Here is a 25433-nt window from a genome sequence, read left to right on the forward strand (position 1 = left end):
TTCCTGGTGTTACTTCAGTTTCAGACCTTACCGAGCTTAACGCTGGTCGCGTCTGCGGTCAGATAACCGACAGCGGCAGCAAAGCGGTCTTTGTAGTTGGCGCGGACCAGCGGGTCCAGTGTCGCTTTGACTTTCGCATGCAATGTGGAATCCCAGTCACCAGGATGCTGGAAGTTGCTGGTGATGTAAGTCCAGCCGTTAATATCATCCGCCACGGACAAACCGGTTGCTTCCGCACCGGCTGGCATCGATACCAGACGCGACAGCGTTTTCGTATCTACGTTGTATGCCCAGACGAAATTGTTCACGTGCTGACCGCTGTCTTCACCGATAAACAGAGTGCGCAGTTTTTCCGAGAATTTCAGGTTGTCCGGATTGGCGATTTTGTCAGGATTACCGAGGTTACCCAGCGCATCCGCAGCAATATCTTCACCGGCCAGCAGTGTTTTGCTGGAAGCTGGCATCCATTCGCTGTTGATTGCACCACCTGCTGTGTCTTTCAGACCACCGGTCAGTGTGTGTGCCAGCACCATACCGGCTTTCAGACGTACCGGAATATTGATATTCGCATTCGGATCCCATGCCTTGTCATTGGTCACCATGGAATTCTGTACGTTTTGCAGTGCAGAGTAAGCAATCTTATCTTTAATATTGACAGTCGTACCTTCCATCTTGGTGAAGGCCATCGAACCGCCTGCCAGTGCTGCGTAACGATGCGTTTCGAGGAAGGCAGCAGCTTTTTCCATACCCGGTTTCAGCTTGATCCATTGCACACCACCATTGAAATAAATCTTGGTGAAGCTGGTATCTTTCGGATCTGTCGTCGACACAGTCATGATGTCGGCTGGCTTCAGCGTATTCGCGAGATTTTCGATTTCTGCGCTGGTTGCGGAACCGAGTTTGATCCAGTTGATCTTCGCGCCTGCGGCTGCAGGATCAGTCGACAGACCGGCATCAAATTTCGCCACATACAACGTACCGGAAGACAAATCTTTTTCTTTATCTGCTACGAAAGCAAACAAACCACCGTTGGTTGCATCATCGCCCATCAGCGCAGTGCGGTTGTCCGGCATGACCTGAATCAGTTCGTGCGAAATACGGCCCATGCAGTAATGTTTTTTGATGCTGCCGGTACCGTCCGGATTGACTGTCACTTCCGGCAGATGGCCGTAGTGGTATGGATTCGCCTTGCTTGCATCGCCATACAGATTGGTACTGTAAGCGGCAAACATGGTGTTACTGGCGATAGTGAATGCATCCGGTTCGTATTCTTCACTGGACAAATGCGTACCCCATGGCGACAGGCTGGCACCGCAGGTAATCCACAGACCTTTGACCGAAGAAGTATCGACATTGTGGTATTTCACCAGACTCAGCTTACCGGTGGACTGATCCTGATCCAGCGTCAGTACAGCGATCGGGGATGGCAGTGTGCCGTAAGTGGAACCACCGTCAACGCCTGCTTCTGCCTGGTTACGGGTCGTGTATTCAAACTGCACCACCGCAAATACCGGTTTGCCTTTAACACCGGCAACGTTTGCATTGGCAACGGTAATCAGGCTGGTACCGTCCGGGCTGTCAGAGAAGAACTGGCGCTCTTTACCGGCCACCGATTTATCCATAATCGGCTTATTGTTGATATCAAAATAACCACCGGCCAGAATTTTGCCGCCTTTACCATCATCTACCAGATCACCGGTAGTAAAGAATGACTGGTATGCCAGTTTATACGATACGGTGGAATTGTCGCTGAGCGTGACATTCAGCGCAGAGGCAACCGTTGTCGCCGCCATTTTTGCCGGCACAGTCAGATCCGGTGCTGCCATTGCTGCGAAAGCCGCAGAAACAAAGCTGGCGGCCGGTGCGACTACTGGCGCAGAAGAGGAAGAACCGCCACAGGCGCTCAGTAAGCCTGCTGTGGATGCTGCACCGAGTGGAAGTAATGGTGCACCTGCCAGAAATTTCAGGGCCTTGCGGCGGCCTGGTTGCATTGCTTGAGTCATTTTTCGTTCCGCTGATTCTGCCGGCGCAGCTGGCCGGCGGGTTAAAAGAATTCGTTGTCATCCGGAAAGGACGCGGGAACGAAGTGTATTTTTCCTTTATGACAGCAAAATGAAATAGGCATACCGGTCAGATGAATTATTTTCCAGCATGCGGTAATTTTCTGGTTTGCAAGCTTCAAAACCGGCGCAATATTTTTGCAACTGAGTTGCAAGTTCAGGCATAATGCGACTCCTTTCGCGTTTTACCGCTCCGGATTATGGCACCTGACCTGAGTATTCCCTCTAAAGCTCTGCTGAAAGAAGCAGACCGCCAGTTGCGCGCCTTTAGCGTAAGAGTTACCGCATCGCGACTTGATGTGCTGTGTGTGCTGCTGCGTGCAAGGCGCGCGCTGACCCATCAGGAAATCCATGACGACATACCGGATCTGGATCGCGTAACGCTGTACCGCACGCTGGATTGCCTGACTGAACACGGCATCGCTCACAAAATTTCCGGCGATGACCGCGTGTTCCGCTATGCCAGCCAGCAGCATACGCTGCAGGCTGTCAGCAATCATCAGCACAGCCATTTCAAGTGCACACGCTGCGCACAGATTTTTTGTCTGGATGAATCCTTATCCGCAACACAATTGCCGGAAACGCTGAACACCAGCCTGCAAGCCATTATGGGCGCAGGCTATGTTTGCCACGAACTCGAACTGACCATTAAAGGCTGGTGCAAACACTGCGCCAGCCTGTCTGAATAAACGCATACTGACGAGGAGCTTGTATGGCTTTGATTCCCACCACCATCCTGACCGGCTTTCTGGGTGCCGGTAAAACCACGCTGCTGAACCGCATCCTGCAGGAACAGCACGGCATGAAAATCGCCGTGATTGAAAATGAATTCGGTCAGGAAAATATCGACCATGAAATTCTGGTGCAGGACACGCGTGAGCAAATCGTGGAAATGAGCAACGGCTGCATTTGCTGCACCGTACGCGGTGACCTGATCGTGGCACTGGGCAATCTGATCGCTCGCCGCAATGCCGGTGAAATCGACTTTGAACGGGTCGTGATTGAAACCACCGGTCTGGCCAATCCCGGCCCGGTTGCACAGACTTTTTTCATGGATGAAGAAATCGGCATGCACTATATGCTGGATGCCGTCGTCACGCTGGTCGATGCACGTCATGCAATGCAACAACTCGATGAACATGAAGAAGCCCAGCGTCAGGTCGGTTTTGCTGACAAAATTCTGCTCTCCAAAACCGATTTATCCGATCCGGCTTCGGTGCAGGCACTGCGCTCCCGCCTGATTCATATGAATCCGCGCGCCACGATTGGCGAAGTACATTTCGGCAAAGTAGATATCCGCGAAGTATTTGATCTGAAAGGTTTCCACCTGAATGCGAAACTGGAACTGGACCCGGATTTCCTGAAAGCCAGCGGCCACGATGAACATGATCACCATCATCACGATCACGAAGGCCACGACTGTGATGAACACTGCAGCCATGATCACGACCACCATGACGGCCATGATCACAAACATCAGCACAATCATCACGACAGCCACCACAGCGACGACATCGCAGCCTTTGTTTTCCGCAGCGAACGTCCGTTCAATACCGCGAAGCTGGATGAGTTTCTGGGCGGCATGGTGCAGGTATTCGGCCCGCGCATGCTGCGCTACAAAGGAGTGTTGTATATGGAAAACGCTGAGCGTAAGGTGATTTTCCAGGGAGTTCACCAGATTATGGGGACAGATCTCGGAATGAAGTGGGAAGATGGCGAAACAAAACAAAGCAAAATGGTCTTTATTGGCAAAAATTTACCAAAAGAAGCATTAATTGAAGGATTAGAGCAATGTTTGGTATAAACTAACGGGCTGCTGTGCCGGACCATTTCTGTTTGGGCAACAAACCCCGGCAGATTCCTGCACAGTCTGGGGAGGATAGTCCGGAATCGCGATGCCTGTTTCCACGCATCCTATGTATTAACCCGTTGTATCGAAAGTCTGCGAAGTGGCAACTAAATCATCTAAATCGACTGCAACTGTCAGCGCACCTCAAGCTCTGCTTACCGAAGCGGAAATCCTCGCCATGGGCGAAAAGGATTACATGAATGCCGCACAGCTTGCTTTTTTTAAAGCTCGCCTGCAGCAACTGGAAAAGGACCTGCTCAAGAACGCCGACGAAACGACTGAACATCTTCGCGAAACCGTTCTGGTACCTGATCCGGCTGACCGCGCCACCATCGAAGAAGAGCATGCGCTGGAATTGCGCACCCGTGACCGCGAACGCAAACTGCTGAAAAAAGTGCAGCAAGCCATCGTGAGCATTGACGAAGGAGACTACGGCTGGTGTGAAGAAACCGGTGAACCCATCGGTATTCCTCGCCTGCTTGCCCGTCCGACAGCAACCCTGTCGCTGGAGGCACAGCAGCGCCGTGAAATGAAACAGAAGCTGTACGGCGACTGATTTTTGTTTCCTGACTGACATCACGTCAAAAGGCGTGCAGGTTTCTGCACGCTTTTTTTATTTTTATTTGCAACAGAGTTGCGATAAACTCGCCAGCAAGCGGAACTCCCGCTGATTTTTCCGGTCACAATCCGGTATTCACTCTGACATCCTGCTGAATTGCGTATGCCAAACCTGTTTCCTGTACTGCGCCGCCTGCACCGCCGCAGCCGTCACTGGCTGATGTGGCTGTTGCTGCCTGCGCTGCTGCTGGGGCAATGGACGGGCTTCACGCACAAGCTGGTGCATGCAGGCTGGCAAAACGGTAAGGTGCAAACCCTGATGCCGCAATCCGGCCTGCTGCGCGATCTGATGCCACAGTCAGCGGAAGATTCTCTGCTGCACTCGTGCGCACTGACCGATGCCAGTTTTGCTGCGGACTATCTGCATTTCACGCCGCCTGTGGCAGCGATGCTCACCGTCGGTGCAGTGATGCAAGCCTTTCCTCCCCAGATCATCTGGCTCGCCAGTCTGAGACTGGCCTTCTCTTCACGCGCCCCGCCTGCAATCTGAATCTCTGATGAATGTTGTCCTGCACACGCCGCCGGCGATGCAGGCTGTTTCCGTTTTTCTCTGATTTCTTGTTTCAGGATTGAATATGCGTCTGTCTTTATCTCTGACAGCAGCTGCGGCTGCCGTTTTGTCTGCTTTTACCTGCTCACCTGTCTTCGCCGAAGAAGCTTCCTCTGTCATCATCAGTGCCAACCCGCTCGGTAAATCCGAAGAAATGCAGGTGCTGACACCGGCCAAAATCCTGACCGGCAATGAATTACGGAATAAACTCAGTACTTCCCTCGGCGATACACTGAGCGGCGAACTGGGCGTTTCCGCATCCGGTTTCGGTGCGGCGGCATCGCGCCCGGTCATTCGCGGCCTCGAAGGTCCGCGTATCAAAATTCTGCAGAACGGCATGGGCGTTGCGGATGTATCCAGTCTGTCTAACGATCATGCGGTAGCCACTGAAAGTGCAACCGCACAACAAATTGAAGTGCTGCGCGGCCCGGCTTCCCTGCTGTACGGCAGCGGCGCGATTGGCGGTTTAGTCAATGTCGTGGATAAACGGATTCCAACCGAAGTCACCGGTAAAACCAGCGGCGAGGCGGAATTGCGTGCCGGTAGCGGTAACGATGAGAAAAGTGGCAGTTTTTCGCTGGACGGATCGGCGCAACAATGGGCATGGCATCTGGAAGGCAATAAACGCCGCACCGGTGATTATGCCATTCCGGGTTTTGCACGTCAGAACGATGCCGGTTCGCAGAATGGCCGGCTGGCGTCCAGTTTTACCCGCGCCCAAAATCTGAGTGCCGGTGCATCCTACATTGGCAACTGGGGTTATGCCGGTATGTCGTTTGAAAATCTGCAGCAGACTTACGGCATTCCGACCGATGAACGTTCTTTCATCGACTTACGTCAGAACCGCACCGATTTCGACAGCCTGATTAAAAAGCCTTTCAGCGGCTTTGAAGACCTGAGTCTGAAACTCAGCCACACCGATTATCAGCATACGGAAAACCAGCAGGATGGTACGCCGGATACCCGCTTCAAAAATAAAACGACAGAAGCACGTCTGAGCATGAAACATCTGGCGATTGCAGGCTGGCAGGGCAGTATCGGTCTGCAAGCGCAGCGCGAAAATTTCTCTGCACTGGCGGTCGCGACCGGGCGCTCGGACACGATTCCGGCGACCAGTTCCGATGCTTACGCTTTGTTCGCAGTGGAAGAAAAACAAATGGGCGACTGGCTACACAGCGTCGGTGCCCGTATTGAAAACGTCAGCCGCAATCCTGAACAACAATCCGCGCTGCCTGCGCGCAGTTTCCGTCTGTGGTCAGCTTCTGCAGGGTCGTTGTGGCAATTCACACCGGGCTATGCAGCGGGTGTCAGTTTCTCGCTGGCACAACGTGCACCGGCAACCGAAGAGCTGTATTCACAGGGGCCACATGAATCAACCGCGACATTTGATATCGGTGATAACGGTCTGAAAAAAGAAGAATCACGCAATCTGGAACTGAGTCTGCAGAAAAATACCGGTTTGCATCGCTGGAAAATTAATGCGTTTTATAACGCAGTCAATAATTATGTTTACGGACAAACTGACGGCAGCCGCGTCGATGAAGAAGGCAATGCCGCCGCAGACGGTGAATTTCTGATGCGTCACTGGAAACAGGCCAAAGCACATCTGTACGGCGTTGAAGGTGAATGGATATACAACCACAGCGGCGAAGGCTGGTCCGGTCGTGTGTTCGGCGACCTGTCACGCGGCTATCTGGATAATGCCGGCAATCTGCCACTGCAACCTGCCGTCCGCACCGGCTTTGATATCGGCTACCGTCAGGGTGTATGGCGCACGACACTGCGTACGCTGCATGCAATGAAGCAGGACAGACTGGCCAGCTTTGAGAACTTTGTGACCCCGTCGTATACCAAAATGGATCTGGATATCACATGGACACAATCCTTACCGGCAGCGCAGCTGACCTGGTTCCTGACCGCTAAAAATATCCTGAATCAGGATATTCGTTTATCGACATCAATTCTGCGTGAAACAGTGCCTCAACAAGGTCGCCATCTGGCAGCCGGCGTGCGCGTCAGCTTCTGATGCGGCAGCTTCCGTGTTACGAATTGTAATAAGGAAATAAGGGCAGCTCACTACTGACGCCCTCGGAAAGGCGGAGAATTCCGCCTTTTTTGCATGTAAAATCACCGAAAAAAGCGTAATCCCCTTACAAACAGTAAAAGATAATTCTTGAATTTTGGTTAAAATCAGTTCCCTGCAAGGTGGCTGCTGCACCATTGCCCTTTGATTAGGCATATACTTTCAGCAGGCAGCTGATGTTACAGCGGTTTTGTTTCAACTCTTTTAGGAACAACGTGGGGATTTTTTCACTGTTTGGTAAAAAAGGTGGCAAGAAAGACGGACGCTCTTCTGAGAAAAGTCCGTCCAAAAAGACACGTACGTCGTCTGGCAACACCGTCATTACCAGCTTTCCTGACAGCGAAATTTTCTCCAATTCCATCATCGCGCAACGCCATATCGCCCGCGCCACCGAACGCAAGATTGATGCGATCGAATTTGAAATGTCGCGCGACATCGTCAAAACCCGCCCGCCCGTGTTAACACGCAGTGATGCAAAAAATCAGGGCAGCAATGATGGTGATACGGTTGGTAATCTGATTGCACATACCGAGCCGATTGCCCGCCCGTCCAGCGCTGTCGATTTTGAAACTACGCTGCCGATGATGATGCCGTCTGATTATCTGATGGGGCAAAACACAGAAATTCACGGCAATATTCTCGCTTACAGCGAATCCGTACCGATTCTCGAAGAAGCAGCGATCCTTTATTCCAATGGACAGAACGATGCAGCAGAACAAATGCTGCAAAGCGCGATCCGCCATCAGAATCTGGGCAGCGCCACCGAAGTGGCATGGCAAATGCTGTTTGACCTGTATCGCCTGACACATAATCAGGAACAGTTTGAAAGCCTGTCGCTCGATTACGCCAGCAAATTTGAAACCTCGCCGCCACTGTGGCCGGCGGACGCCAAAGCGGCGGAGCCTGAACCGGAAGTGGTTTCCGGCTCCGGCCCTTCTGTTTTGTTTCCTTCCAAGCTGGATATCGGCGTCGTCAAGACCATTGAGAAAGTACAGAACTTCGCTTCCCGCTCTGAAAGCCTGCGTCTGGACTTTTCCCGCATCCGCGAGGTGGATCCGGTTGGCTGCGGTTTATTGCTGCGCAGCCTGAAACAATTAAAACGTTCCGGTATTTCACTGATGTTAGTCGGCGCTCAGGATCTGACGGATCGCATCCGCTCGATTCTGCAGGTTGGCCGACGCGATGAAACTGAAGCGCCGTGGCTGTTGTTGCTGGAATTGCTGCAATTTTTGCATCTGGAACGCGCATTCGAAGAAGTCAGCATGGATTACTGTGTGACTTTCGAAGTGTCTCCGCCTTCGTTTGAAGCACCGCGTCAGAATATCAGCAGTGCTTTCCCTGAAATCACCCTGCGTGAAGATGACGAAGCCGCCAATGATGAGCAGCAGGAAGGCAGCAATTTCCGCATGCCGCGTCTCGTGCATGGCAAGCTGGATACACTGCTGAAACGGATTACAGAATTCTCTGAAAAACATAATCCGCTGATTCTGGACTGCACTGATCTGGAACGCGTTGAGTTCTCTGCCACTGCCGAATTGCTGAACGGACTTGCGCCGATTTCCGGTCAGCCGGGTGCTGTTATTCAGTTCACCGAAGTCAATTATCTGGTCATGATGCTGTTTAACGCGATGGGACTCAAAAACATCGCGACGATCACCCTGCGCAAGCACTGAGTTGTCGGCGCTTGTAATCCGGCGAACACCCCCCATCTGAGACGACATTCAGGCTTGCACACAAGCCCGGACAACACAGCCACCGGTTGTGGATGTCTGCTTTTTTACTCAGAGGTATCTCATGGAACAATTTCACGGCACAACCATCCTGACCGTTCGCCGCGGTAATCAGGTGGCACTGGGTGGCGATGGTCAGGTCACACTGGGCAATATCGTCATGAAGGGAACAGCCCGCAAAGTCCGTAAGCTGTATCACAACAAAGTGCTGGCCGGTTTTGCCGGTGGCACCGCCGACGCATTCACCCTGATCGAGCGTTTTGAAGCCAAGCTGGAAAAACATCAGGGCCACCTGATGCGCGCTTCGGTAGAACTGGCAAAAGACTGGCGTACCGACCGCATGCTGCGCCGTCTGGAAGCCATGCTGCTGGTCGCCGATAAAGACACGACACTGGTCATTACCGGTAACGGGGATGTGCTGGAGCCGAATCAGGGTATTGGTGCGATTGGTTCCGGCGGCAATTACGCGCAGGCTGCTGCCATCGCCCTGTTTGAAAATACCGAATTGTCGCCGGTGGATATCGTCAAAAAATCGCTGACGATTGCCGGTGAAATGTGTATCTACACCAATCTCTCGCACACCATCGAAACACTGGAATAAGCTGCGCAGCGCGCGCTGTTCTCACGACAGGATAAGACTATGAATATGACTCCGCAGGAGATTGTCTCCGAACTCGATAAACACGTGGTTGGCCAGGCCAAAGCGAAAAAAGCAGTCGCGATTGCGCTGCGTAACCGCTGGCGTCGTCAGCAGGTACAGGAACCGCTGCGCCACGAAATCACGCCAAAAAATATTCTGATGATAGGCCCTACCGGCGTCGGCAAAACCGAAATTGCGCGCCGTCTGGCCAAACTGGCGGATGCGCCTTTTATCAAAATCGAAGCCACCAAGTTCACGGAAGTCGGTTACGTCGGTCGCGACGTGGATACCATCATCCGCGATCTGGTCGATATCGGCATCAAACAAACCCGTGAAAGTGCGATGCGCAAAGTGCGTATGCGTGCCGAAGATGCCGCCGAAGACCGTATCCTCGACATTCTGCTGCCACCGGCACGTGATTTCGGCATTCATCCGGAAGGCGAACAAAATGCCGCCGATACCGGCACCCGCCAGACTTTCCGCAAACGCCTGCGTGAAGGTGCGCTGGACGATAAAGAAATCGAAATCGAAGTCGCGGAACCGGTTGCGCACATGGAAATCATGGCACCACCGGGCATGGAAGAAATGACCGAGCAGATCAAAACCATGTTTTCCGGCATGGGCAATGGCAAAAAGAAAGCGCGTAAGCTGAAAATCAAAGAAGCTTTCCGTCTGCTGGTGGATGAAGAAGCCGCCAAAATGGTCAATGAAGAAGATCTGAAACAGGAAGCGATCCGCAACGTCGAGCAAAACGGTATCGTGTTCCTTGATGAGATCGATAAGATTGCATCGCGCTCGGAAGCCGGTGGCGCCGAAGTGTCACGCGCCGGTGTACAACGTGATCTGCTGCCACTGGTGGAAGGTACCACCGTCAACACCAAGTACGGCATGATCAAAACCGATCATATTCTGTTCATCGCGTCCGGCGCTTTCCATCTGGCCAAACCATCGGATCTGATTCCGGAACTGCAAGGCCGCTTCCCGATTCGCGTGGAACTGGAATCGCTGTCGGTGGCTGACTTTGAACGTATTCTGACCAGCACCGATGCCTGCCTGACCCGTCAGTATCAGGCTTTGCTGGAAACCGAAGACGTAAAAGTCGCGTTCACACCGGATGGCATCGAGAAAATCGCCAGCATTGCGTACTCAGTCAATGAAACCACTGAAAACATCGGTGCGCGTCGTCTGTACACCGTAATGGAAAAACTGCTGGAAGATTTGTCATTCGAAGCCCAGCAATTCAGTGGCCAGACCTTCAGCATCGATGCAGCCTATGTGGAATCCCGCCTCGGCGCTTTGTCGGTGGATGAAGATTTGTCGCGCTACGTGCTGTAAACACCCGCTTGTTCAGCCGGTCAACGCTGGCTGACAATCAAGAAAGCACCTCTTCCGCCCGCCGGAATCCGGTGCTTTTTGTTTACAGCCGCTACAGCAAGCCGCCAGAGCATCACAAATGCCTCAAATGCGGTGTTCAGCACAGCGATCCGGCGGTCGTCGGCAGAAAGTCCGGGCCTCCGGAAATGTCAAATGACGATACTTGCACAGTCACAGTATGCAGAACGTGTTCCGCAGCACAGACAGCCTGATACAACGAGAGCCGATGACGCCTGCACCGACCTGTGTTCTCAGTTTCCGGTATCATAAGCGCGCGTTTTCCGGCGCAGAGCCGGTGTTCATGGCACGGCCATTCACTTTAGATTTGAAAGATATCGCATGTTTGAAACCGCTGCGGCCACAGACCGCCCTGATTATTCCCTGCTCACTCAGCAAGTTTCCAGCATTCTGACCGGCGAAACCGCGCTGATGACCAATGCCGCGCAATTTTCAGCACTGGTGTATCACAGTCTCAGCGATCTGAACTGGGCCGGTTTTTACCTGTGTACGCCAGCTGCCAAAGCCGGTGGCGAATTCAGTCATGATTTGCTGCTCGGCCCGTTTCAGGGCAAGGTTGCCTGCGTGCGTATTCCTTTCGGTCGCGGCGTGTGCGGCACCACAGCAGCGCAGCGCAGTACCATTCTGGTACCGGATGTGCACGCCTTCCCGGGCCATATCGCCTGCGATTCTGCATCGAATTCTGAAATCGTGATTCCGCTGATCAAAGACGGCAAACTGTACGGCGTATTTGATATCGACAGCCCGAAACTGAACCGCTTCACGGCAGAAGATCAGCAGGGTCTGGAAGCCATGGTGGCAGCGTTTATGCAAGCAACAGATTTCAGTCAGATCAGCGGCGCATAAGCCTGTACGCTTTTCCTGCACCTTATCAAACAAAACGGCCGCAAAAGCGGCCGTGATTCTTCTGTAGCAGTACTGGCAATTTCGCAGCGTCTCGCATAGACTGCAGACTTCTCTGAAGCTCTGCATCACCTTCATCATGCCCGGATGCCGGAACCGAAAACGCTGCCGCAAGTTACGCCACTCATTACGACGGCGTGATCTGTGTACACGTATGGTGGTGGAACTGGGTATTCAGTACGCTGAACTGATGGGTCAGGCATTTGCCCGTGATTTTTTACAGGGGCAGGCGGTGCCGGCACCGGTGATTCAGCGTTTATTCCCGCAAAACAGCCTGCGCTGAGCCGCGACGTTCAGCGTGCCTGCAACTCCTGCTTCGCATCACGCGCCATCAGGCGCTGTATCATGTCCTGCGCACTCATCTGATCAAACAGCACCGCTGCCACCGCATTGGTGATCGGCATATCCACACCGAGGCGCACCGCCATTTCGCGCACAGCACGGGCACAGCGCACGCCTTCCGCCACATGACCGAGTTCACTGACGATTTGTTCCAGCGATTTCCCCTGCGCCAGCGCCAGACCAACACGACGGTTACGCGATAAATCACCGGTACAGGTCAGTATCAGATCACCGACACCGGTCAGCCCCATCAGCGTTTCCGCTTTGCCACCCATCGCCACGCCCAGACGGCTGATTTCTGCCAGGCCACGCGTCATCAGCGCGGCACGGGCATTCAGCCCGAGACCGAGACCATCAGCGACGCCGGTGGCGATCGCCATGATATTTTTGACGGCGCCGCCGATTTCCACACCTGCCACATCATCGCTGGAATACACGCGGATCGCGTTGCCATGCAGCGCTGTCACCACATCACGGCACAGAGCAGCAGAAGCCGATGCAATCGTCAGTGCGCAAGGCAAACCCTGCGCCACTTCCTGTGCGAACGAAGGGCCGGACAGGACGCCGAGCTCACAGCTGTCGCCCAGCACTTCAGCAGCCACCTGATGCGGCAGCAGGCAACTCTGCTCTTCCAGACCTTTGCACAGCCAGACAATACGGCGCGGGCGGTGCAAAGCACAGTCTTCCAGCGTAGGACGCAAACCAGATACCGATGTCGCAATAATCAGAATATCGTCAGCCCCGCTGGCATGCGCAATCGCGGCATCAAAATCGGCGGTCAGTTGCATTGATTCAGGTAAGGGATAACCGGCCAGATAATGGATGTTTTCACGTGCTGCTTCCATTTCCTGCATGGCACGGGGATTACGCCCCCACATCACCACCTGATTTTTCGCTGCCAGCGCAATCGCGACAGCGGTACCCCAGGCACCTGCACCTAACACACTGATATTCATACGTCTCCTGCTGTTGTCGCGGCAAAGCTCCGCATCAGGCGGGAATATACCGCAGATTTCGCAGAGATTTGCAGATTTTCGGCAATGATAAGGAAAGAAAGAAAAAGGACAGCGCACTGTCCTTTGAGATATTTTTTTGCAGCGAAGTGCTTACAAACCCCAGACTTCGCTGATTCTGACGTAACCGATCTGGCCGTCTTTATGTTTGACCTTGACCCAGCCTGCGGAAGCCGGTTCCGCCATTTCCAGCAATACATGCTTGTCCGCACTGAACACCAGCGGCGCAGCCTCGTCGGCCGAAGCACGGATTTTTGCGCTGGCAGCTTTCACAATCAGATTGCGGCGGGTGATCAGATCCTTGGTTTCGACCCAGCTCAGTTCACCACTGACATCACGCACCTTGCTCCATGCACCGGATGTAAACACCACTTCCACCGGCATGCCACGCGGCGCGACATATAATTTGGCACCTTTCAATGAAGGCGCATCGTACATAATGACCGGATTCGGACCTACCGAACGGTATTCCAGCGCCTGGGCAGACAAAGAGCCGGCCAGCGTCAGGAAAGAAAAAGCAGAAATAATCAGAGTGCGCATAAAATCATAAGGGCCCCGCAGGGCCCTTTCAGGATTACTGTACAGTTGCCGGTGCTTCTGTATTTGCCTGTTGTTCAGTCGCAACTTGCTGACGCTGAACGTAGAATGCCTCGAAATTGATTTCGGACAGATGGATAGGCGGGAAGCCAGCGCGTGTGATCGCATCAGCGATGTTAGAACGCAGGTAAGGGTAAATGATGTTCGGGCAACCGATACCCAGCAGCGGATCGATCTGATCGTCAGGGATATTACGTGCTTCGAAAATACCGGCTTGTTTGCCTTCAACCAGGAAAGCCACTTTTTCGCCGATTTTTGCAGTAACAGTCACGGTTACTGTGGATTCATAGATACCGTCTGCCAGTTTTTCCTGACCAACGTCCAGAGAAACTTCGATAGCAGGTGCTTGCTGTTCCAGGAAAATAGCTGGGGAATTTGGCTGTTCAAGCGACAGATCTTTCAGATATACGCGTTGAATTTGGAATACGGGCTGCAGATTTTCGTCAGACATGTGAGACTTTCTATATTTCTAAAAGATTAACAATGAACAGCTGGACGACTCAGGTCGGCTATGCCTGTGCGGTCTCCTTGCCGGCATAACAAAACCCAGATGAGGACAAAACCGCCCTTTTCAAGATTTCGCGCAGGCATTTTAGCAAGGAGATGACAAAAACAGCAATTTGCGGCGACACAGGCCCGTTATTCGTTGTTATTCGTCAAGTCAGGGTTCAGCAAGGCATCCAGTTTGCCGGCGCGGTCCAGTGCCGACAAATCATCAAAGCCTCCGACATGGGTATCGCCGATGTAAATCTGCGGTACGGTACGGCGACCGGTTTTCTGCATCATGGCTTCACGCACGGCAGGATCAAGATCCACACGGATTTTTTCAATTTCTTCCACGCCTTTGAATTTCAGCAGGCGCTCTGCCATCACGCAATACGGGCACACTGCCGTGCTGTACATCACAACTTGAGGTTTCACGTCACTACTCCTGATTATTTGATGATCGGCAGACCCTGCTCACGCCAGGAATCCGTACCACCTTCCAGACTGAACACCTGTGCAAAACCGGCTTTGGTCAGCACAGAAGCAGCACTGGCAGAGCGGACACCGGATTTGCATACGGTGATCACAACGTTATTGCGGGATTTTTCCAGTTCGGCGATGCGCTGCGCCAGTTCCGGTAATGGAATATTTTTCGCTTTTGGCAGATGACCGGTTGCAAACTCTTCTGCGCTGCGGACATCCAGCACCAGTGTCTTGCCCTGATTCATCATTTGGGTTGCCTGAATCTGGGACACACGTGCCCCGCGACGTTGCAGCACAGGCAACAACAATGCGATACCGGAAACTACGGCCATCGCGATCAGGATCAGATTATTCCAGTCTAAAATGAATTTCACAGCTTTCCCGTCGTAAAAATGGTTATCGGAAGCCTGTCATTATAAAATAGATGCCGCTGCCGCACAGAACTTGCGCAACAGGTTCAGGAAAGTTTGCTGTTCAGTCATTTTTTAGCGTCTGCAAACCGGTAGCAGCTGATTTTCCTGAACCTATTAACAACAAACCTGACTTTTACTATGTACAAACTCGTATTGATGCGCCACGGCGAATCCACCTGGAACCTGGAAAACCGCTTCACTGGCTGGACCGATGTTGACCTGACTGAAAAAGGTGTGGCGGAAGCTGCTGCTGCCGGCAAACTGCTGAAGGAATCCGGCTACAGCTTTGACGTGGCTTACACCTCCGTACTGAAACGCGCGATCCGCACGCTGTGGGGCACGCTGGATGCGATGGATATGATGTGGCTGCCGGTCAAACACGACTGGCGTCTGAACGAACGTCATTACGGTGCACTGCAAGGCCTGAACAAAGCGGAAACCGCTGCCAAATACGGTGACGAACAAGTACTGGTATGGCGTCGCAGCTATGACACACCACCAAATCCGCTGGCAGAAGATGATGACCGCACTTCCTTCAACGACCCGCGTTACGCCGGTCTGGACCGTGCACAGATCCCGCTGACAGAATGCCTGAAAGATACCGTTGCGCGCGTCATGCCTGCCTGGGAAGACAGCATTGCACCGGCCATCCGTTCCGGCCAGCGCGTACTGATCAGCGCCCACGGCAACAGCCTGCGCGCCCTGATTAAAATGCTGGATAACATCAGCGACGACGATATCGTGAATCTGAACATCCCTAACGGCCAGCCGCTGGTGTATGAACTGGATGCTGATCTGAAACCGATCCGTCATTACTATCTGGGCGACCAGTCCGCGATTCAGGCTGCGCTGGCAGCTGTGGCAAGTCAGGGTAAAGCGAAGTAAACCCGGATGCCGGATCGCAATTCCACAATGCGTTCACTGATACTGTGCCTGTCTCTGGCAGGCGCAGTATCGGCTGCGCTGGCAGCCAGCCCGAGCCGCACACAGCAAAAAGCCCGTGCAGAAGCCGATCGCGCTGAACTGCAACAGCAGTTGAAAGCGCTGAAAGCCGATATCAGCAAAACCGAAAACGCAAAAGATCACGCTGCCGATGCGCTGGCGGAATCAGAGCGAGCCGTATCGGAAGCCAACCGCTCTCTGCGTGATCTGCAAAGCGAACAGGCAGATACCGAAACACGTCTGCAGCAACTGTACGCTAAGCGCGCTGCGCTGGAAGCAGAAGTTGAAAAGCAAAAGCAACGTTTATCCGGTTTCCTGAAACGTCAGTACATGCATGGCGACAGCGATCGAATGAAGCTGTTGCTGTCCGGTGATAATCCGAACCGGATTAACCGTGATTTGCAGTACATGGGTTACGTGTCACAAACTCAGGCAAAAATGATTGACGGTCTGCGCAGCAGCCTCAAAGCGGTAGAACAGAATACGCTGGAAACTCAGCAGGTTAAAACCGAGCTGGATGAAATTACCGAAGAAGAAAAAGAACACAAAGCCGCGCTGGAACGTGAAAAGAAAAAGCATGCAACGCTGGTGACCCAGTTATCCGATAAATTATATACACAGCGCCGTCAGGCCGATAATCTGCAAAAAGATGAACAAAGGCTGACACAACTGGTCGGAAAACTGAACCAGTTGATCGAAGAGCAGATCAAAGCAGAAAAAGCCCGTGCCGAGCGGGAAGAGAAATTGCGTCAGGAAAGACTGGCAGCACAGAAAGAAAAAGAGCGGCTGGCGGAACTGGAACGCAGGAAAAATGCAACTCGTCCGTCTGAAGGCAATAAACCGGCACCGTCTAAACCGATTAAACCGGCAGAACCTGAAGAGCCGGTACGCGAAGTACGCAGCAGCATTCCGGCGGCAGGCGAGTTCGATAAGCTCAAAGGCCAGATGCGTTTACCGGTACGCGGCGACATTCTGGCGAAGTTCGGCAGCCGGCGCGGTGATGGCCCGACCTGGAAAGGTTTGTTCATTAAGGCGCCCGAAGGTAGCGAAGTACGCGCCGTTGCACCGGGTAAAGTCATTTTTGCTGACTGGTACAAAGGTTATGGCAATATGGTCATTGTCGGACACGGCGATAAGTACATGAGTATCTACGGCAATAATCAGTCTGTACTCAAACATGTCGGCGATACCGTTAAAGCAGGTGATGTCATCGCCAGCGCCGGCAGCAGCGGCGCAAACGAAGAATCAGGTTTATACTTTGAGATCCGTCGTGAAGGACGGGCATTCGATCCTTTAAACTGGATCTCTGTTAAATAAGAATCAGGTGAAACATGGGCAGTAAATTTAAAAACTTAGGCTTGATCGGACTCGGCATGGTGGCCGGTGTTGCTGTCTCCATGCAGTTTTCCGCGCTGGCTCAGAAAGAAGCCACGCAACCTATTCCGTTAAAGGAATTGCAAAGCCTGTCCAATGTGTTCGGACTGATTAAATCGTCGTACGTCGAACCGGTGGAAGATTCCAAACTGATTTCCGACGCGATTTCCGGCATGGTGACTTCGCTGGATCCGCACTCGGCATATCTCGACAAAAAATCGTTTAAAGATCTGAATGAAAGTACACAGGGCCGTTTCGTTGGTCTGGGTATTGAAGTCGGTATGGAAGACGGCTATGTGAAAGTCGTTTCGCCGATTGAAGATTCTCCGGCTTACCGTGCAGGTCTGAAGCCGGGTGATCTGATTACTCGCCTCGACTCTCAGCCGGTCAAAGGTCTGACGCTGGATGAAGCCGTCAAAAAAATGCGCGGCGAACCGAATACTAAAATCACACTGACGATTGCCCGTAAGACTGAAGACAAGCCTATCGTTGTCACCATCACACGCGAAATCATTAAACAGCAAAGCGTGAAAGCAAAGATCGTTGAGCCGGGCTATGCATGGCTGCGTGTGTCGCAGTTCCAGGAGCCGACCGTCGACGATATGGTCAAAAAACTGCAGGGACTGTATGCGCAAGACCCGAACATCAAAGGTCTGGTGCTGGATCTGCGCAATGATCCGGGCGGCGTGTTGCCGGGTGCAATCGGTGTATCTGCTGCATTCCTGCCAAAAGATGTGGCCGTGGTATCGACCAAAGGTCAGATGGATGACCAGAACGTGACTTACTATGCGCGCCGCGAATACTACAGCGGCCGCACACTCAGCGATCCTTTGTCCAAATTGCCGGAAGCCGTGAAAAACGTGCCAATGGTGGTGCTGATCAACACCGGCTCTGCATCGGCATCCGAAATCGTGGCAGGTGCGCTGCAGGATTACAAACGCGCCACGATCATGGGTACGCAGAGTTTCGGTAAAGGCTCGGTTCAGTCCATCATCCGCTTCCCTGTCAATGCGAAAGAGCCGGATTTTGCAGTCAAACTGACGACAGCGCGTTACTACACACCGAAAGACCGTTCGATTCAGGCACGTGGTATTGAGCCGGATTTGCTGGTCGAAGAAACAGCAGAAGGCGATGGTCTGAACACTTTCCGTTCACGCGAAGCAGATTTGCAAAAGCATCTGAGCAACGATAAAGACAAGGAAATTTCCCGTCCGAAAGTGGATGAGCAGGAAGAAGAGAAAAAACTGCTGGAACTGGCGAAAAAAGTAAAACCGCTGGAATACGGCAGCAAGGAAGACTTCCAGCTGACACAGGCGCTGAATCATCTGAAAGGTTTGCCGGTGAAACTGGCAGAACGCAAAGAGAAAGATACTGACGCCAAATCCGAGAAATCAGAGAAATCTGAAAAAACCGATAAATCGGATAAATCTCACGGCAATCACTCCGAACCTAAGAAAAAATAAACATCACAGGGCCGCAACAGCGGCCCTTTTTCATCATACTCCGCAGCGGTAAACAGCAACAGCATATGGATGATCAGCAATTACTTCGTTACTCCCGGCATATTTTGCTGGAAGCCATCGGCATTGAAGGCCAGCAGTCAATTCATGATGCGCATGCCGTGATTATCGGTGCAGGCGGACTGGGCTCACCGGCAGCAATGTATCTGGCCAGCGCAGGCACAGGCACCATCACACTGGTAGATCATGACCATGTGGATCTGACCAATCTGCAACGTCAGATTATGCATAGCAGCGAAAGCGTCGGAAAAGCAAAAGTTCTGTCCGGCAAACAAACACTGCAGCGTATTAATCCGGATATTCAGATTCATACGATTCAGGAAAAAGCGGATCAGGAACGCTTGTATCAACTGATTTCGGGTGCAACTGTCGTGCTGGATTGCAGCGATAACTTTGCCACCCGTCATGCCGTTAATCGTGCCTGTGTCGCGCATAAGGTGCCGCTGGTTTCCGGTGCTGCCATTGGTTTTGATGGACAAATCAGCGTCTATGATGCGCGGCGTGAAGATGCGCCCTGCTACGCTTGTGTTTTTCCGCCCGATGCTGAGTTTGAAGAAGTGCTGTGCTCACGTATGGGCGTGTTCGCACCACTGGTTGGTATGATCGGTACGATGCAGGCAGCGGAAGCACTGAAGCTGATGATGGGATTAGGTAAAAGTCTGGCCGGACGTTTGCTGATGCTGGACAGCATCAGTATGGAATGGACGCGCATCAACACGAAACGTAACCCAGCGTGTCTGGTGTGCGGACAACAGCACTGAACGGCAAATACCAGAACTCATTTCATCAATATCCGCGAGATGCGTTTGTCTCAAAGCGCGGGCTGGCAAGGCGGACAAGGCAGTGAATAGCGGTGCTATTCACAACGCGTCCAACGCTGCCCAGCGTGCGCTATGATACAAACCCTCCGGGAACGGAGGTGCCGGGCGCATCGCTTTGTTGCGTTGCTTGCACAGGCACCAGCCTGTGCAAGCAACGGCGCCGCGCACTGCCTCCCGGCACCTCGCGTTCGCACTCGTGGCTATTGATGAAATGAGTTCTATACAGAAAGAATCTATGTACACACTGTATTACGCGCCGAATACTGCCAGCATGGTTGTACATCTGGCGCTGCTGGAGGCGCAGGCTGCTTATCAGCTGGAAAAGGTGGATTTCAGTATCCGCGCACAAAAAGATCCAGCCTACCTTGCGCTGAATCCGCAAGGCGTTGTGCCGACGCTGGTGCATGAAGGCGTCGCTTATCAGGAAACACCAGCAATACTGATGCTGCTGGCAGAACATTTTCCTGATGCAGGTCTGATGCCGGCAGCCGGCAGCGTGGCTCATGCACGCTGCCGTGAATGGCTGTTTTATCTGAGCCACAATTTGCATGCGACCTACCGCTTATGGTTTTATCCGGAAACGCTGGGTTTCAGCGATTATCCGAGCGGCCTGAAAGAAGATTTGCAGACACGCATGGCGGGTTTCTGGGATTTTCTGGAAGCCCATTTGCAGAAAAATGGCCCGTATCTGTGCGGCGATCAGTTATCGCTTGCCGATTTTTATCTGACCGTACTGATGCGCTGGTCGCGTCACATGCCGCGTCCTGCTACCGGCTGGCCGGCTTTGCAGCAACTGGCAGCGCGGGTGGCACAACGCCCCAGCTGGCAACTGATGTGTGAGCGCGAATCGCCGGAACCCTGGCATCCCGGAGCGCCTGCATGAAGTCAAAGGCAACACAGGCTTACCGCGATCAGTCCGCCAGCATTACGCTGCCCTCCGTCAACGTCGTCGATAAACACGGCGTGCGCACGCTGCATCTGGGCTCTGACGCGATTCAGGGTGCAATGCGTCTTGCGGTGCCGGATCAGATTGAACTGGAATACGTACAGCAAATGATGCTGTGGCTGCTGTTTCAGGATCAGCCGCAGCACATTGTGCAGTTTGGTCTGGGCGCGGCGGCGCTGACGAAGTTTTGTTATCACCGTTTTCCGGATACGCGGGTGACGGCTGTGGAACTGAATCCGGCGGTGATTCAGGCTTGCCGCACGCATTTTTTCCTGCCGGAAGATGATGCGAGATTGCAGGTGCTGGAATTGAATGCGCTGGACTTTGCAGCGGACCCGCGCCGCGCAGGCAGCGTCGATATTCTGCAAATTGATTTATATGATGCGGCGGCGGAAGCCCCCGCGCTGGGCAGTATTCCGTTTTATCAGTCGTGTGCGCAACTGCTGAATGAGCAAGGCATACTGACCGTGAATATTTTCGGCACACCGGAAAATTTCCGCCGCAATTGCGATGATCACATTGCCATGCTGTCTGAATCTTTTGATGCGGTGTGCTGGTTACCGCTGGTCCATGATGCCAACACGGTTGTGCTGGCATTCCGTTCGGCACCGGTAATTGATTTTGATGCTTTATACGAACGTGCCGCAGAGATCCGCACACGCTACAAATTGCCAGCGGCAAAATGGGTCAAAGGCTTACAGCGCTGGATGCAGGAAATCGCTTAAGCTGACTGTCTGATACTGCACGGCAAAGCTCAGCGCTGCCACTGCACCGCAAAAATGCCGCGCAGTGCATTGCACAGACAAATGGCTTCCGCAGCTTCCAGATCATGCACCGTCAGGCTGCGCTCCTGCGCTTGCCACGGTGCATTTTCCATCGCATAACGGCGCATGGTACCGGCTAACACACCATCACTGAGCGGTGGCGTGAACCATTGTCCCTGCAGTTTCACCAGCAGCGTGCTGCGTCCGCCTTCCGTCAGATGTCCATGTTCATTCTGAAACACGGCATCGAATGCGCCCTGCTGTTCGGCTGCACGCCAGGCATCGTCATACACGGCCCGGAACGTGGTTTTATGGCGCAACAGATAGTCACCGCTGTTCAGTATCTGATCAGCGAGAATAAAGCGCGGCAGAACGTTTTCCGGCGTACTCAGCGGCGCCAGCGGAAAAGTCTGCGCAATGCTCTGACCATCCGGCTGCAACTGTATGCGTACCCGCTGTGCTTGCGAACCAGCCATCTTCACCATGTTTTCAGTCTGTTCACGCAATGCGGCAAGCTGCTGATCCGCGAGCGGAATCCCCAGCACAGCGGCGGAGGTACGCAGCCTTTGCCAGTGCAATTCCGTATGCCGGATTTCGCCACCGTCCGCCATCATGGTTTCAATCAGCCCCACCTGCGGCAGCAAGCCGGTCAGGAAACGGGCTTTTAACTGACACTCTTCAAATTCGAGTTGCGGGTCGCTGTCGTACACTATCCCTGCGCCAACGCCCAGTACGCCACGGCGGTAACGGCCTTTCGCATCCTGAATAGCCGGCTGTAATTGCAGCGTGCGGATCGGCACCGCGAGACAAAAATCCGGCAGATCACCTTCCGCGCTGACCGGATCAAACCAGCCAATCGCACCTGTGTAGACGTGACGCGCTTCGGTTTCCAGTTCGCGGATAATTTCCATGGTGCGACGCTTCGGCGCACCGGTAATCGAGCCGCACGGATACAGCGCATCCATCAGCGCGCCCAGCGTCAGTCCCTGACGGCAATGTGCTTCGATGGTGGAAGTCATTTGCAGTACGCTGGAAAAACGGGTGACTTCAAACAGACGCGGTACCTGCACACTACCAGTTTCTGCGACACGCCCCAGATCGTTGCGCAGCAAATCGACAATCATCAGATTTTCAGCGCAGTTTTTGATGTCCTGCGACAAAGCCTGTGCTCTTGCCTGATCTTCCGCTGCATCCCCGCTGGCAGCAGCCGTTCCCTTCATCGGACGTGCGCGTAATATGCCCTGCTGATGCTGCACAAATAATTCCGGCGAAAACGATAAGATGGTTTGCTGATCCGGCAAGCGGATAAGCGCGCCGTAAGGTACCGGCTGACGTTCACGCAAACGGCGGTATAAATCGACCGGCTCACCGTAAGCATCGAAATGCAGGCGGTAGGTGTAATTGACCTGATAGGTATCACCGGCACGGATGTAATCCCGTATCCGCTGAATCGCTTCGCAAAATGCTTCGCGCTGCACACTTGGCTGAATTTCAGCAATGCCGGATAAGGCCGGTTCACGCTGGCTCAGCCAGGCTTCAACCTGTTCACGGTTCAGATGGTGGCATTCGGAAAACAGTAAGATCTGCGATGCCTGCTGATCTGCACGCGGGCTGACACCCTGCAGCATCGCACCGGTTTCGTACGATAAAACACTGACGGCATACAAACCGCGCTGCAGCGCCTGCTGCACTTGCTGCCAGCATTCCTGCCACTGCGTAGGATGCGCGCACAGCACCGTACCTGCATGTCCCAGAAACAGGCGCGAAGCCTGACCGTCTGAGCGTGCGTCATCAAGTAAAGCAAAACAGGTTTCGCCGGTCAGTACCGTTGCGGAAGGAAGATCAGACATAACACCAGAAAACAGCCAGGGAAGACCGGCAGTTTACCTGCTCCGCTGCCGGTTTGCACAAGCGCCTGTGCAGTGCATACACACAACAGCCAAAGAAATATGTACAGATCGCCATCGCTTTCCTGCAAAATAGCGGAAATTGTGTCACCACTTCCGCAAAACCGGCCTGTTGCGGAACACGGTATGACACCGGCGACATGTGCTCAGTATCCCGGTTACCGCCGACAAAAAAGCCGGTACAGCTGACGCTTCACAGCGGCAGTCTGTTTTTTAAGTTTGCTTCCATGAAGACTCCTTCTTTCAGTTTGCCGATCGGCGCCCGTTTGTATCACCAGCAGTTCCGGCTGGCGGCCATCTTTTGCCTCAGTGTTTTGTGTGCACTGACGCTGATCAGCACCCTGCTGTTCTGGCAACAGCGCTCCGCCGCATTACGGCAGGAAGTGCAGATTCTGGCCAGCAATCTGGGCGACCATTTAATCACCGGCGATTTACGCGCTATACAAAATCAGGCTTTAAACGCGAGTAACTACTCACACTGGGAATCCGTGACCGTCGTAGGACGCGAAGGAAAAACCGTGGTGGCGTGGGCTAACGGCAATCTGATTGCGCCGGAATCCGTACGCCTGACATCGGTGATGACCGGTTTGCGCCTGCGCCAGACTTTCAGCGTACAAGTGTTGCAAACGCCGATTACCGATTCCGGTGGTCTGCGCGGTCAGTTACGGGTGGAAGTCAGCATGCTGCCGGTCTGGCAGTTTGGCGGCATTCTGTTTCTGGCCGGATTACCGTTTGCCGCGCTGCTCGGCTGGCTGCTGGTGCGCTGGATGGTGGCGCAGCAACTGAAGCTGCTGCAACCGCTGGATGATGTGGTCAGCACGCTGGAGCAAGTCAACAGCCTGTCGAATTACAGCCTGCGTGTCACACCGGACCGCGAGCGCCTGTTCGGTGCGCTGCAAACCAGTCTGAACCTGATGCTGGCTCGCATGGAAAGCTGGGAAACCGATACCCACAGCGCCCTGCGTGAACAGCGTGCAGAAGAAAACCGGCTGGCCATTCTGGAAAATCACGACAGCCTGACCAAACTGCCGAACCGCCATTACTTCCATAAACTGATTACCAACAGTGTGGAAGAAGCGATTGATACCGGCGAAACACTGGCGCTGATGTTTATCGATCTCGATCAGTTCCGCCAGATTACCGATGAACACGGATTTGAAACCGGCGATCTGGTTTTGCGTGCGATTGCAGAGCGCTTGCGTGAAGTATTGCGCAATACCGATACGCTGTGCCGCGTCAGTGCGGATGAATTTGCGGCGATTCTGCCGAATATTCAGGATTTAGATACGGTGCGTCAGCTGGCAGAGCGCTTGCTGCTGGCAATTCGCAAACCCCTGATTCTGCAGGGACGCTCGCTGATGGTAACCGGCAGCATCGGCATTGCCTGCTGCCCTTTACACGCCATGGAACAGCGCCTGTTCTTACGCAATGCCGATCTGGCACTGCAATCAGCCAAAGCGGCGGGACGCAATCACTGGAGTCTGTTCGACCCGAATCTGCACGCTCCGGCCGGTACAGCGCCGTCTGCAACACCTTAATACGGAATCCGCAGGCGGCGGTACAGCACGCCCAGCACAAACAGCGGGCCAATCAGCAAGAAGCGCAGGTCTTCAAAAAAAGACGGCTTTTTGCCTTCGATATGGTGCCCGACAAACTGACCTATCCATGCCAGCACGAACAGCACGGCACAGACCGGACGAATCAGTGCCACCGGTAAAGCACCAAGCACGCTCAGAAAACAGGCTGCCATCAGCAACATGCCCAGCGCCAGCCGCGACGATAAAAAGAAATAGTAAATCAGCGCCGTCAGTACCACGGCGTAAGCGGCCAGCGGATGCAGCGACCAGATCATGCCGAGCAGGGTAAACACGATGGCTGGTACACAAATACAATGAATCAGTTCATTGACCGGATGCCGGTGGCTTTCCGTGTAGCGCCAAAGCAAACTGTCAACAGGCCGGCGTCGCGCCGGACTCTGCGTATTGTTCATGGTGATGTCT

The 25433-nt window shown here is 53.5% G+C and carries 25 protein-coding genes; 17 read left to right on the plus strand and 8 right to left on the minus strand.

Going from position 1 to position 25433, the window contains the following annotated elements; translation table 11 throughout:
- Positions 1–20: 20 nt before the first annotated feature.
- Entirely contained in the window at positions 21–2003 is a 1983-nt protein-coding gene (locus KDM89_RS08665) for a PhoX family protein (protein WP_212687550.1), read from the minus strand.
- Positions 2004–2260: 257 nt separating this feature from the next.
- Between KDM89_RS08665 and KDM89_RS08670 the strand changes: the two genes are divergently transcribed.
- The 10 genes from KDM89_RS08670 (at position 2261) to KDM89_RS22720 (ending at position 12108) form a co-directional block, all read left to right on the plus strand.
- Positions 2261–2749 carry a Fur family transcriptional regulator gene (locus KDM89_RS08670; RefSeq protein WP_212687551.1) on the plus strand — a complete coding sequence of 163 codons (489 nt, stop codon included), beginning with the start codon at positions 2261–2263 and terminating at the stop codon, positions 2747–2749.
- Between the two features lie 23 nt (positions 2750–2772).
- The gene (locus KDM89_RS08675; protein WP_212687552.1) at positions 2773–3864 is read left to right on the plus strand and encodes a CobW family GTP-binding protein; all 1092 of its coding nucleotides are present in this window, start codon (positions 2773–2775) and stop codon (positions 3862–3864) included.
- A gap of 196 nt (positions 3865–4060) precedes the next feature.
- Positions 4061–4465 carry an RNA polymerase-binding protein DksA gene (gene dksA, locus KDM89_RS08680; RefSeq protein ID WP_189356815.1) on the plus strand — a complete coding sequence of 135 codons (405 nt, stop codon included), beginning with the start codon at positions 4061–4063 and terminating at the stop codon, positions 4463–4465.
- 165 nt (positions 4466–4630) lie between these two features.
- Positions 4631–5017, plus strand: coding sequence for a hypothetical protein (locus tag KDM89_RS08685; protein ID WP_212687553.1), 387 nt, complete (start codon positions 4631–4633; stop codon positions 5015–5017).
- Between the two features lie 85 nt (positions 5018–5102).
- Positions 5103–7103 carry a TonB-dependent receptor gene (locus KDM89_RS08690; RefSeq protein WP_212687554.1) on the plus strand — a complete coding sequence of 667 codons (2001 nt, stop codon included), beginning with the start codon at positions 5103–5105 and terminating at the stop codon, positions 7101–7103.
- 272 nt (positions 7104–7375) lie between these two features.
- On the plus strand, positions 7376–8833 hold the full coding sequence (locus KDM89_RS22855) for an STAS domain-containing protein (RefSeq protein WP_212687555.1): 1458 nt from the start codon (positions 7376–7378) through the stop codon (positions 8831–8833).
- A 121-nt stretch (positions 8834–8954) separates the two neighbouring features.
- A complete protein-coding gene (gene hslV, locus KDM89_RS08700) occupies positions 8955–9491 on the plus strand; it encodes an ATP-dependent protease subunit HslV (RefSeq protein ID WP_212687556.1) in 537 nt (178 codons plus the stop codon).
- Positions 9492–9530: 39 nt separating this feature from the next.
- Positions 9531–10865: an ATP-dependent protease ATPase subunit HslU gene (gene hslU / locus KDM89_RS08705; protein WP_212687557.1), complete on the plus strand. Its 1335-nt coding sequence runs from the start codon at positions 9531–9533 to the stop codon at positions 10863–10865.
- Between the two features lie 378 nt (positions 10866–11243).
- Entirely contained in the window at positions 11244–11768 is a 525-nt protein-coding gene (locus tag KDM89_RS08710; RefSeq protein ID WP_212687558.1) for a GAF domain-containing protein, read from the plus strand.
- A 211-nt stretch (positions 11769–11979) separates the two neighbouring features.
- Positions 11980–12108, plus strand: coding sequence for a hypothetical protein (locus KDM89_RS22720; RefSeq protein ID WP_268977856.1), 129 nt, complete (start codon positions 11980–11982; stop codon positions 12106–12108).
- A gap of 10 nt (positions 12109–12118) precedes the next feature.
- Here the strand turns inward: KDM89_RS22720 and KDM89_RS08715 are convergent, their stop codons facing one another.
- The 5 genes from KDM89_RS08715 to KDM89_RS08735 form a co-directional block, all read right to left on the minus strand.
- Positions 12119–13123, minus strand: coding sequence for an NAD(P)H-dependent glycerol-3-phosphate dehydrogenase (locus tag KDM89_RS08715; RefSeq protein WP_212687559.1), 1005 nt, complete (start codon positions 13121–13123; stop codon positions 12119–12121).
- Positions 13124–13273: 150 nt separating this feature from the next.
- On the minus strand, positions 13274–13720 hold the full coding sequence (locus tag KDM89_RS08720; RefSeq protein WP_212687560.1) for an SH3 domain-containing protein: 447 nt from the start codon (positions 13718–13720) through the stop codon (positions 13274–13276).
- A gap of 34 nt (positions 13721–13754) precedes the next feature.
- Entirely contained in the window at positions 13755–14228 is a 474-nt protein-coding gene (secB, locus tag KDM89_RS08725) for a protein-export chaperone SecB (protein WP_212687561.1), read from the minus strand.
- 188 nt (positions 14229–14416) lie between these two features.
- A complete protein-coding gene (grxC, locus tag KDM89_RS08730) occupies positions 14417–14680 on the minus strand; it encodes a glutaredoxin 3 (RefSeq protein ID WP_230427770.1) in 264 nt (87 codons plus the stop codon).
- A 32-nt stretch (positions 14681–14712) separates the two neighbouring features.
- On the minus strand, positions 14713–15120 hold the full coding sequence (locus KDM89_RS08735; RefSeq protein WP_212687563.1) for a rhodanese-like domain-containing protein: 408 nt from the start codon (positions 15118–15120) through the stop codon (positions 14713–14715).
- A 177-nt stretch (positions 15121–15297) separates the two neighbouring features.
- Between KDM89_RS08735 and gpmA the strand changes: the two genes are divergently transcribed.
- From gpmA to KDM89_RS08765, 6 genes are all read left to right on the plus strand, one after another.
- Positions 15298–16044 (plus strand): 2,3-diphosphoglycerate-dependent phosphoglycerate mutase, encoded by a 747-nt coding sequence (gene gpmA / locus KDM89_RS08740; protein ID WP_189356462.1) that lies wholly within the window; start codon positions 15298–15300, stop codon positions 16042–16044.
- 27 nt (positions 16045–16071) lie between these two features.
- Complete coding sequence (locus KDM89_RS08745; protein ID WP_212687564.1) at positions 16072–17418, plus strand: murein hydrolase activator EnvC family protein; 1347 nt, start codon at positions 16072–16074, stop codon at positions 17416–17418.
- Between the two features lie 14 nt (positions 17419–17432).
- Entirely contained in the window at positions 17433–18938 is a 1506-nt protein-coding gene (locus tag KDM89_RS08750; protein ID WP_212687565.1) for a S41 family peptidase, read from the plus strand.
- Positions 18939–19003: 65 nt separating this feature from the next.
- Positions 19004–19756, plus strand: a complete 753-nt coding sequence (locus KDM89_RS08755; RefSeq protein WP_212687566.1) for a HesA/MoeB/ThiF family protein — start codon at positions 19004–19006, stop codon at positions 19754–19756.
- A gap of 271 nt (positions 19757–20027) precedes the next feature.
- Positions 20028–20699: a glutathione S-transferase family protein gene (locus KDM89_RS08760; RefSeq protein ID WP_212687567.1), complete on the plus strand. Its 672-nt coding sequence runs from the start codon at positions 20028–20030 to the stop codon at positions 20697–20699.
- Positions 20696–21487 carry a spermine/spermidine synthase domain-containing protein gene (locus KDM89_RS08765; RefSeq protein WP_212687568.1) on the plus strand — a complete coding sequence of 264 codons (792 nt, stop codon included), beginning with the start codon at positions 20696–20698 and terminating at the stop codon, positions 21485–21487. The genes KDM89_RS08760 and KDM89_RS08765 overlap by 4 nt, the downstream gene beginning before the upstream one ends.
- Before the next feature lie 29 nt (positions 21488–21516).
- Here KDM89_RS08765 and pabB read toward each other — a convergent pair whose 3' ends face one another.
- Entirely contained in the window at positions 21517–23376 is a 1860-nt protein-coding gene (pabB, locus tag KDM89_RS08770) for an aminodeoxychorismate synthase component I (protein WP_212687569.1), read from the minus strand.
- Between the two features lie 284 nt (positions 23377–23660).
- On the opposite strand from pabB, the gene KDM89_RS08775 reads away from it, so the two are divergent.
- A complete protein-coding gene (locus KDM89_RS08775) occupies positions 23661–24971 on the plus strand; it encodes a sensor domain-containing diguanylate cyclase (protein WP_212687570.1) in 1311 nt (436 codons plus the stop codon).
- On the opposite strand, the gene KDM89_RS08780 is transcribed toward KDM89_RS08775, so the two are convergent.
- Complete coding sequence (locus tag KDM89_RS08780; RefSeq protein ID WP_212687571.1) at positions 24968–25423, minus strand: Mpo1 family 2-hydroxy fatty acid dioxygenase; 456 nt, start codon at positions 25421–25423, stop codon at positions 24968–24970. The two genes, KDM89_RS08775 and KDM89_RS08780, sit on opposite strands and share 4 nt — an antisense overlap.
- Between the last annotated feature and the right edge of the window lie 10 nt (positions 25424–25433).

It is taken from the genome of Cognatundibacterium luofuense, from assembly GCF_018139685.1.
Lineage (GTDB): Bacteria > Pseudomonadota > Gammaproteobacteria > Burkholderiales > Burkholderiaceae_D > Undibacterium > Undibacterium luofuense.

What these genes read in the sequence shown, in the direction of transcription:
- pabB (WP_212687569.1), bottom strand. Translation starts at nt 23,376, where the DNA reads ATGTCTGATCTTCCTTCCGCAACGGTACTGACCGGCGAAACCTGTTTT.
- KDM89_RS08665 (WP_212687550.1), bottom strand. Translation starts at nt 2,003, where the DNA reads ATGACTCAAGCAATGCAACCAGGCCGCCGCAAGGCCCTGAAATTTCTG.
- KDM89_RS08720 (WP_212687560.1), bottom strand. Translation starts at nt 13,720, where the DNA reads ATGCGCACTCTGATTATTTCTGCTTTTTCTTTCCTGACGCTGGCCGGC.
- KDM89_RS22720 (WP_268977856.1), top strand. Translation starts at nt 11,980, where the DNA reads ATGGTGGTGGAACTGGGTATTCAGTACGCTGAACTGATGGGTCAGGCA.
- KDM89_RS08780 (WP_212687571.1), bottom strand. Translation starts at nt 25,423, where the DNA reads ATGAACAATACGCAGAGTCCGGCGCGACGCCGGCCTGTTGACAGTTTG.
- KDM89_RS08670 (WP_212687551.1), top strand. Translation starts at nt 2,261, where the DNA reads ATGGCACCTGACCTGAGTATTCCCTCTAAAGCTCTGCTGAAAGAAGCA.
- KDM89_RS08710 (WP_212687558.1), top strand. Translation starts at nt 11,244, where the DNA reads ATGTTTGAAACCGCTGCGGCCACAGACCGCCCTGATTATTCCCTGCTC.
- gpmA (WP_189356462.1), top strand. Translation starts at nt 15,298, where the DNA reads ATGTACAAACTCGTATTGATGCGCCACGGCGAATCCACCTGGAACCTG.
- KDM89_RS08675 (WP_212687552.1), top strand. Translation starts at nt 2,773, where the DNA reads ATGGCTTTGATTCCCACCACCATCCTGACCGGCTTTCTGGGTGCCGGT.
- hslV (WP_212687556.1), top strand. Translation starts at nt 8,955, where the DNA reads ATGGAACAATTTCACGGCACAACCATCCTGACCGTTCGCCGCGGTAAT.
- KDM89_RS08765 (WP_212687568.1), top strand. Translation starts at nt 20,696, where the DNA reads ATGAAGTCAAAGGCAACACAGGCTTACCGCGATCAGTCCGCCAGCATT.
- secB (WP_212687561.1), bottom strand. Translation starts at nt 14,228, where the DNA reads ATGTCTGACGAAAATCTGCAGCCCGTATTCCAAATTCAACGCGTATAT.
- KDM89_RS08685 (WP_212687553.1), top strand. Translation starts at nt 4,631, where the DNA reads ATGCCAAACCTGTTTCCTGTACTGCGCCGCCTGCACCGCCGCAGCCGT.
- KDM89_RS08745 (WP_212687564.1), top strand. Translation starts at nt 16,072, where the DNA reads ATGCGTTCACTGATACTGTGCCTGTCTCTGGCAGGCGCAGTATCGGCT.
- KDM89_RS08760 (WP_212687567.1), top strand. Translation starts at nt 20,028, where the DNA reads ATGAGTTCTATACAGAAAGAATCTATGTACACACTGTATTACGCGCCG.
- KDM89_RS08715 (WP_212687559.1), bottom strand. Translation starts at nt 13,123, where the DNA reads ATGAATATCAGTGTGTTAGGTGCAGGTGCCTGGGGTACCGCTGTCGCG.
- KDM89_RS08755 (WP_212687566.1), top strand. Translation starts at nt 19,004, where the DNA reads ATGGATGATCAGCAATTACTTCGTTACTCCCGGCATATTTTGCTGGAA.
- grxC (WP_230427770.1), bottom strand. Translation starts at nt 14,680, where the DNA reads ATGTACAGCACGGCAGTGTGCCCGTATTGCGTGATGGCAGAGCGCCTG.
- KDM89_RS08690 (WP_212687554.1), top strand. Translation starts at nt 5,103, where the DNA reads ATGCGTCTGTCTTTATCTCTGACAGCAGCTGCGGCTGCCGTTTTGTCT.
- hslU (WP_212687557.1), top strand. Translation starts at nt 9,531, where the DNA reads ATGAATATGACTCCGCAGGAGATTGTCTCCGAACTCGATAAACACGTG.
- KDM89_RS08775 (WP_212687570.1), top strand. Translation starts at nt 23,661, where the DNA reads ATGAAGACTCCTTCTTTCAGTTTGCCGATCGGCGCCCGTTTGTATCAC.
- KDM89_RS08750 (WP_212687565.1), top strand. Translation starts at nt 17,433, where the DNA reads ATGGGCAGTAAATTTAAAAACTTAGGCTTGATCGGACTCGGCATGGTG.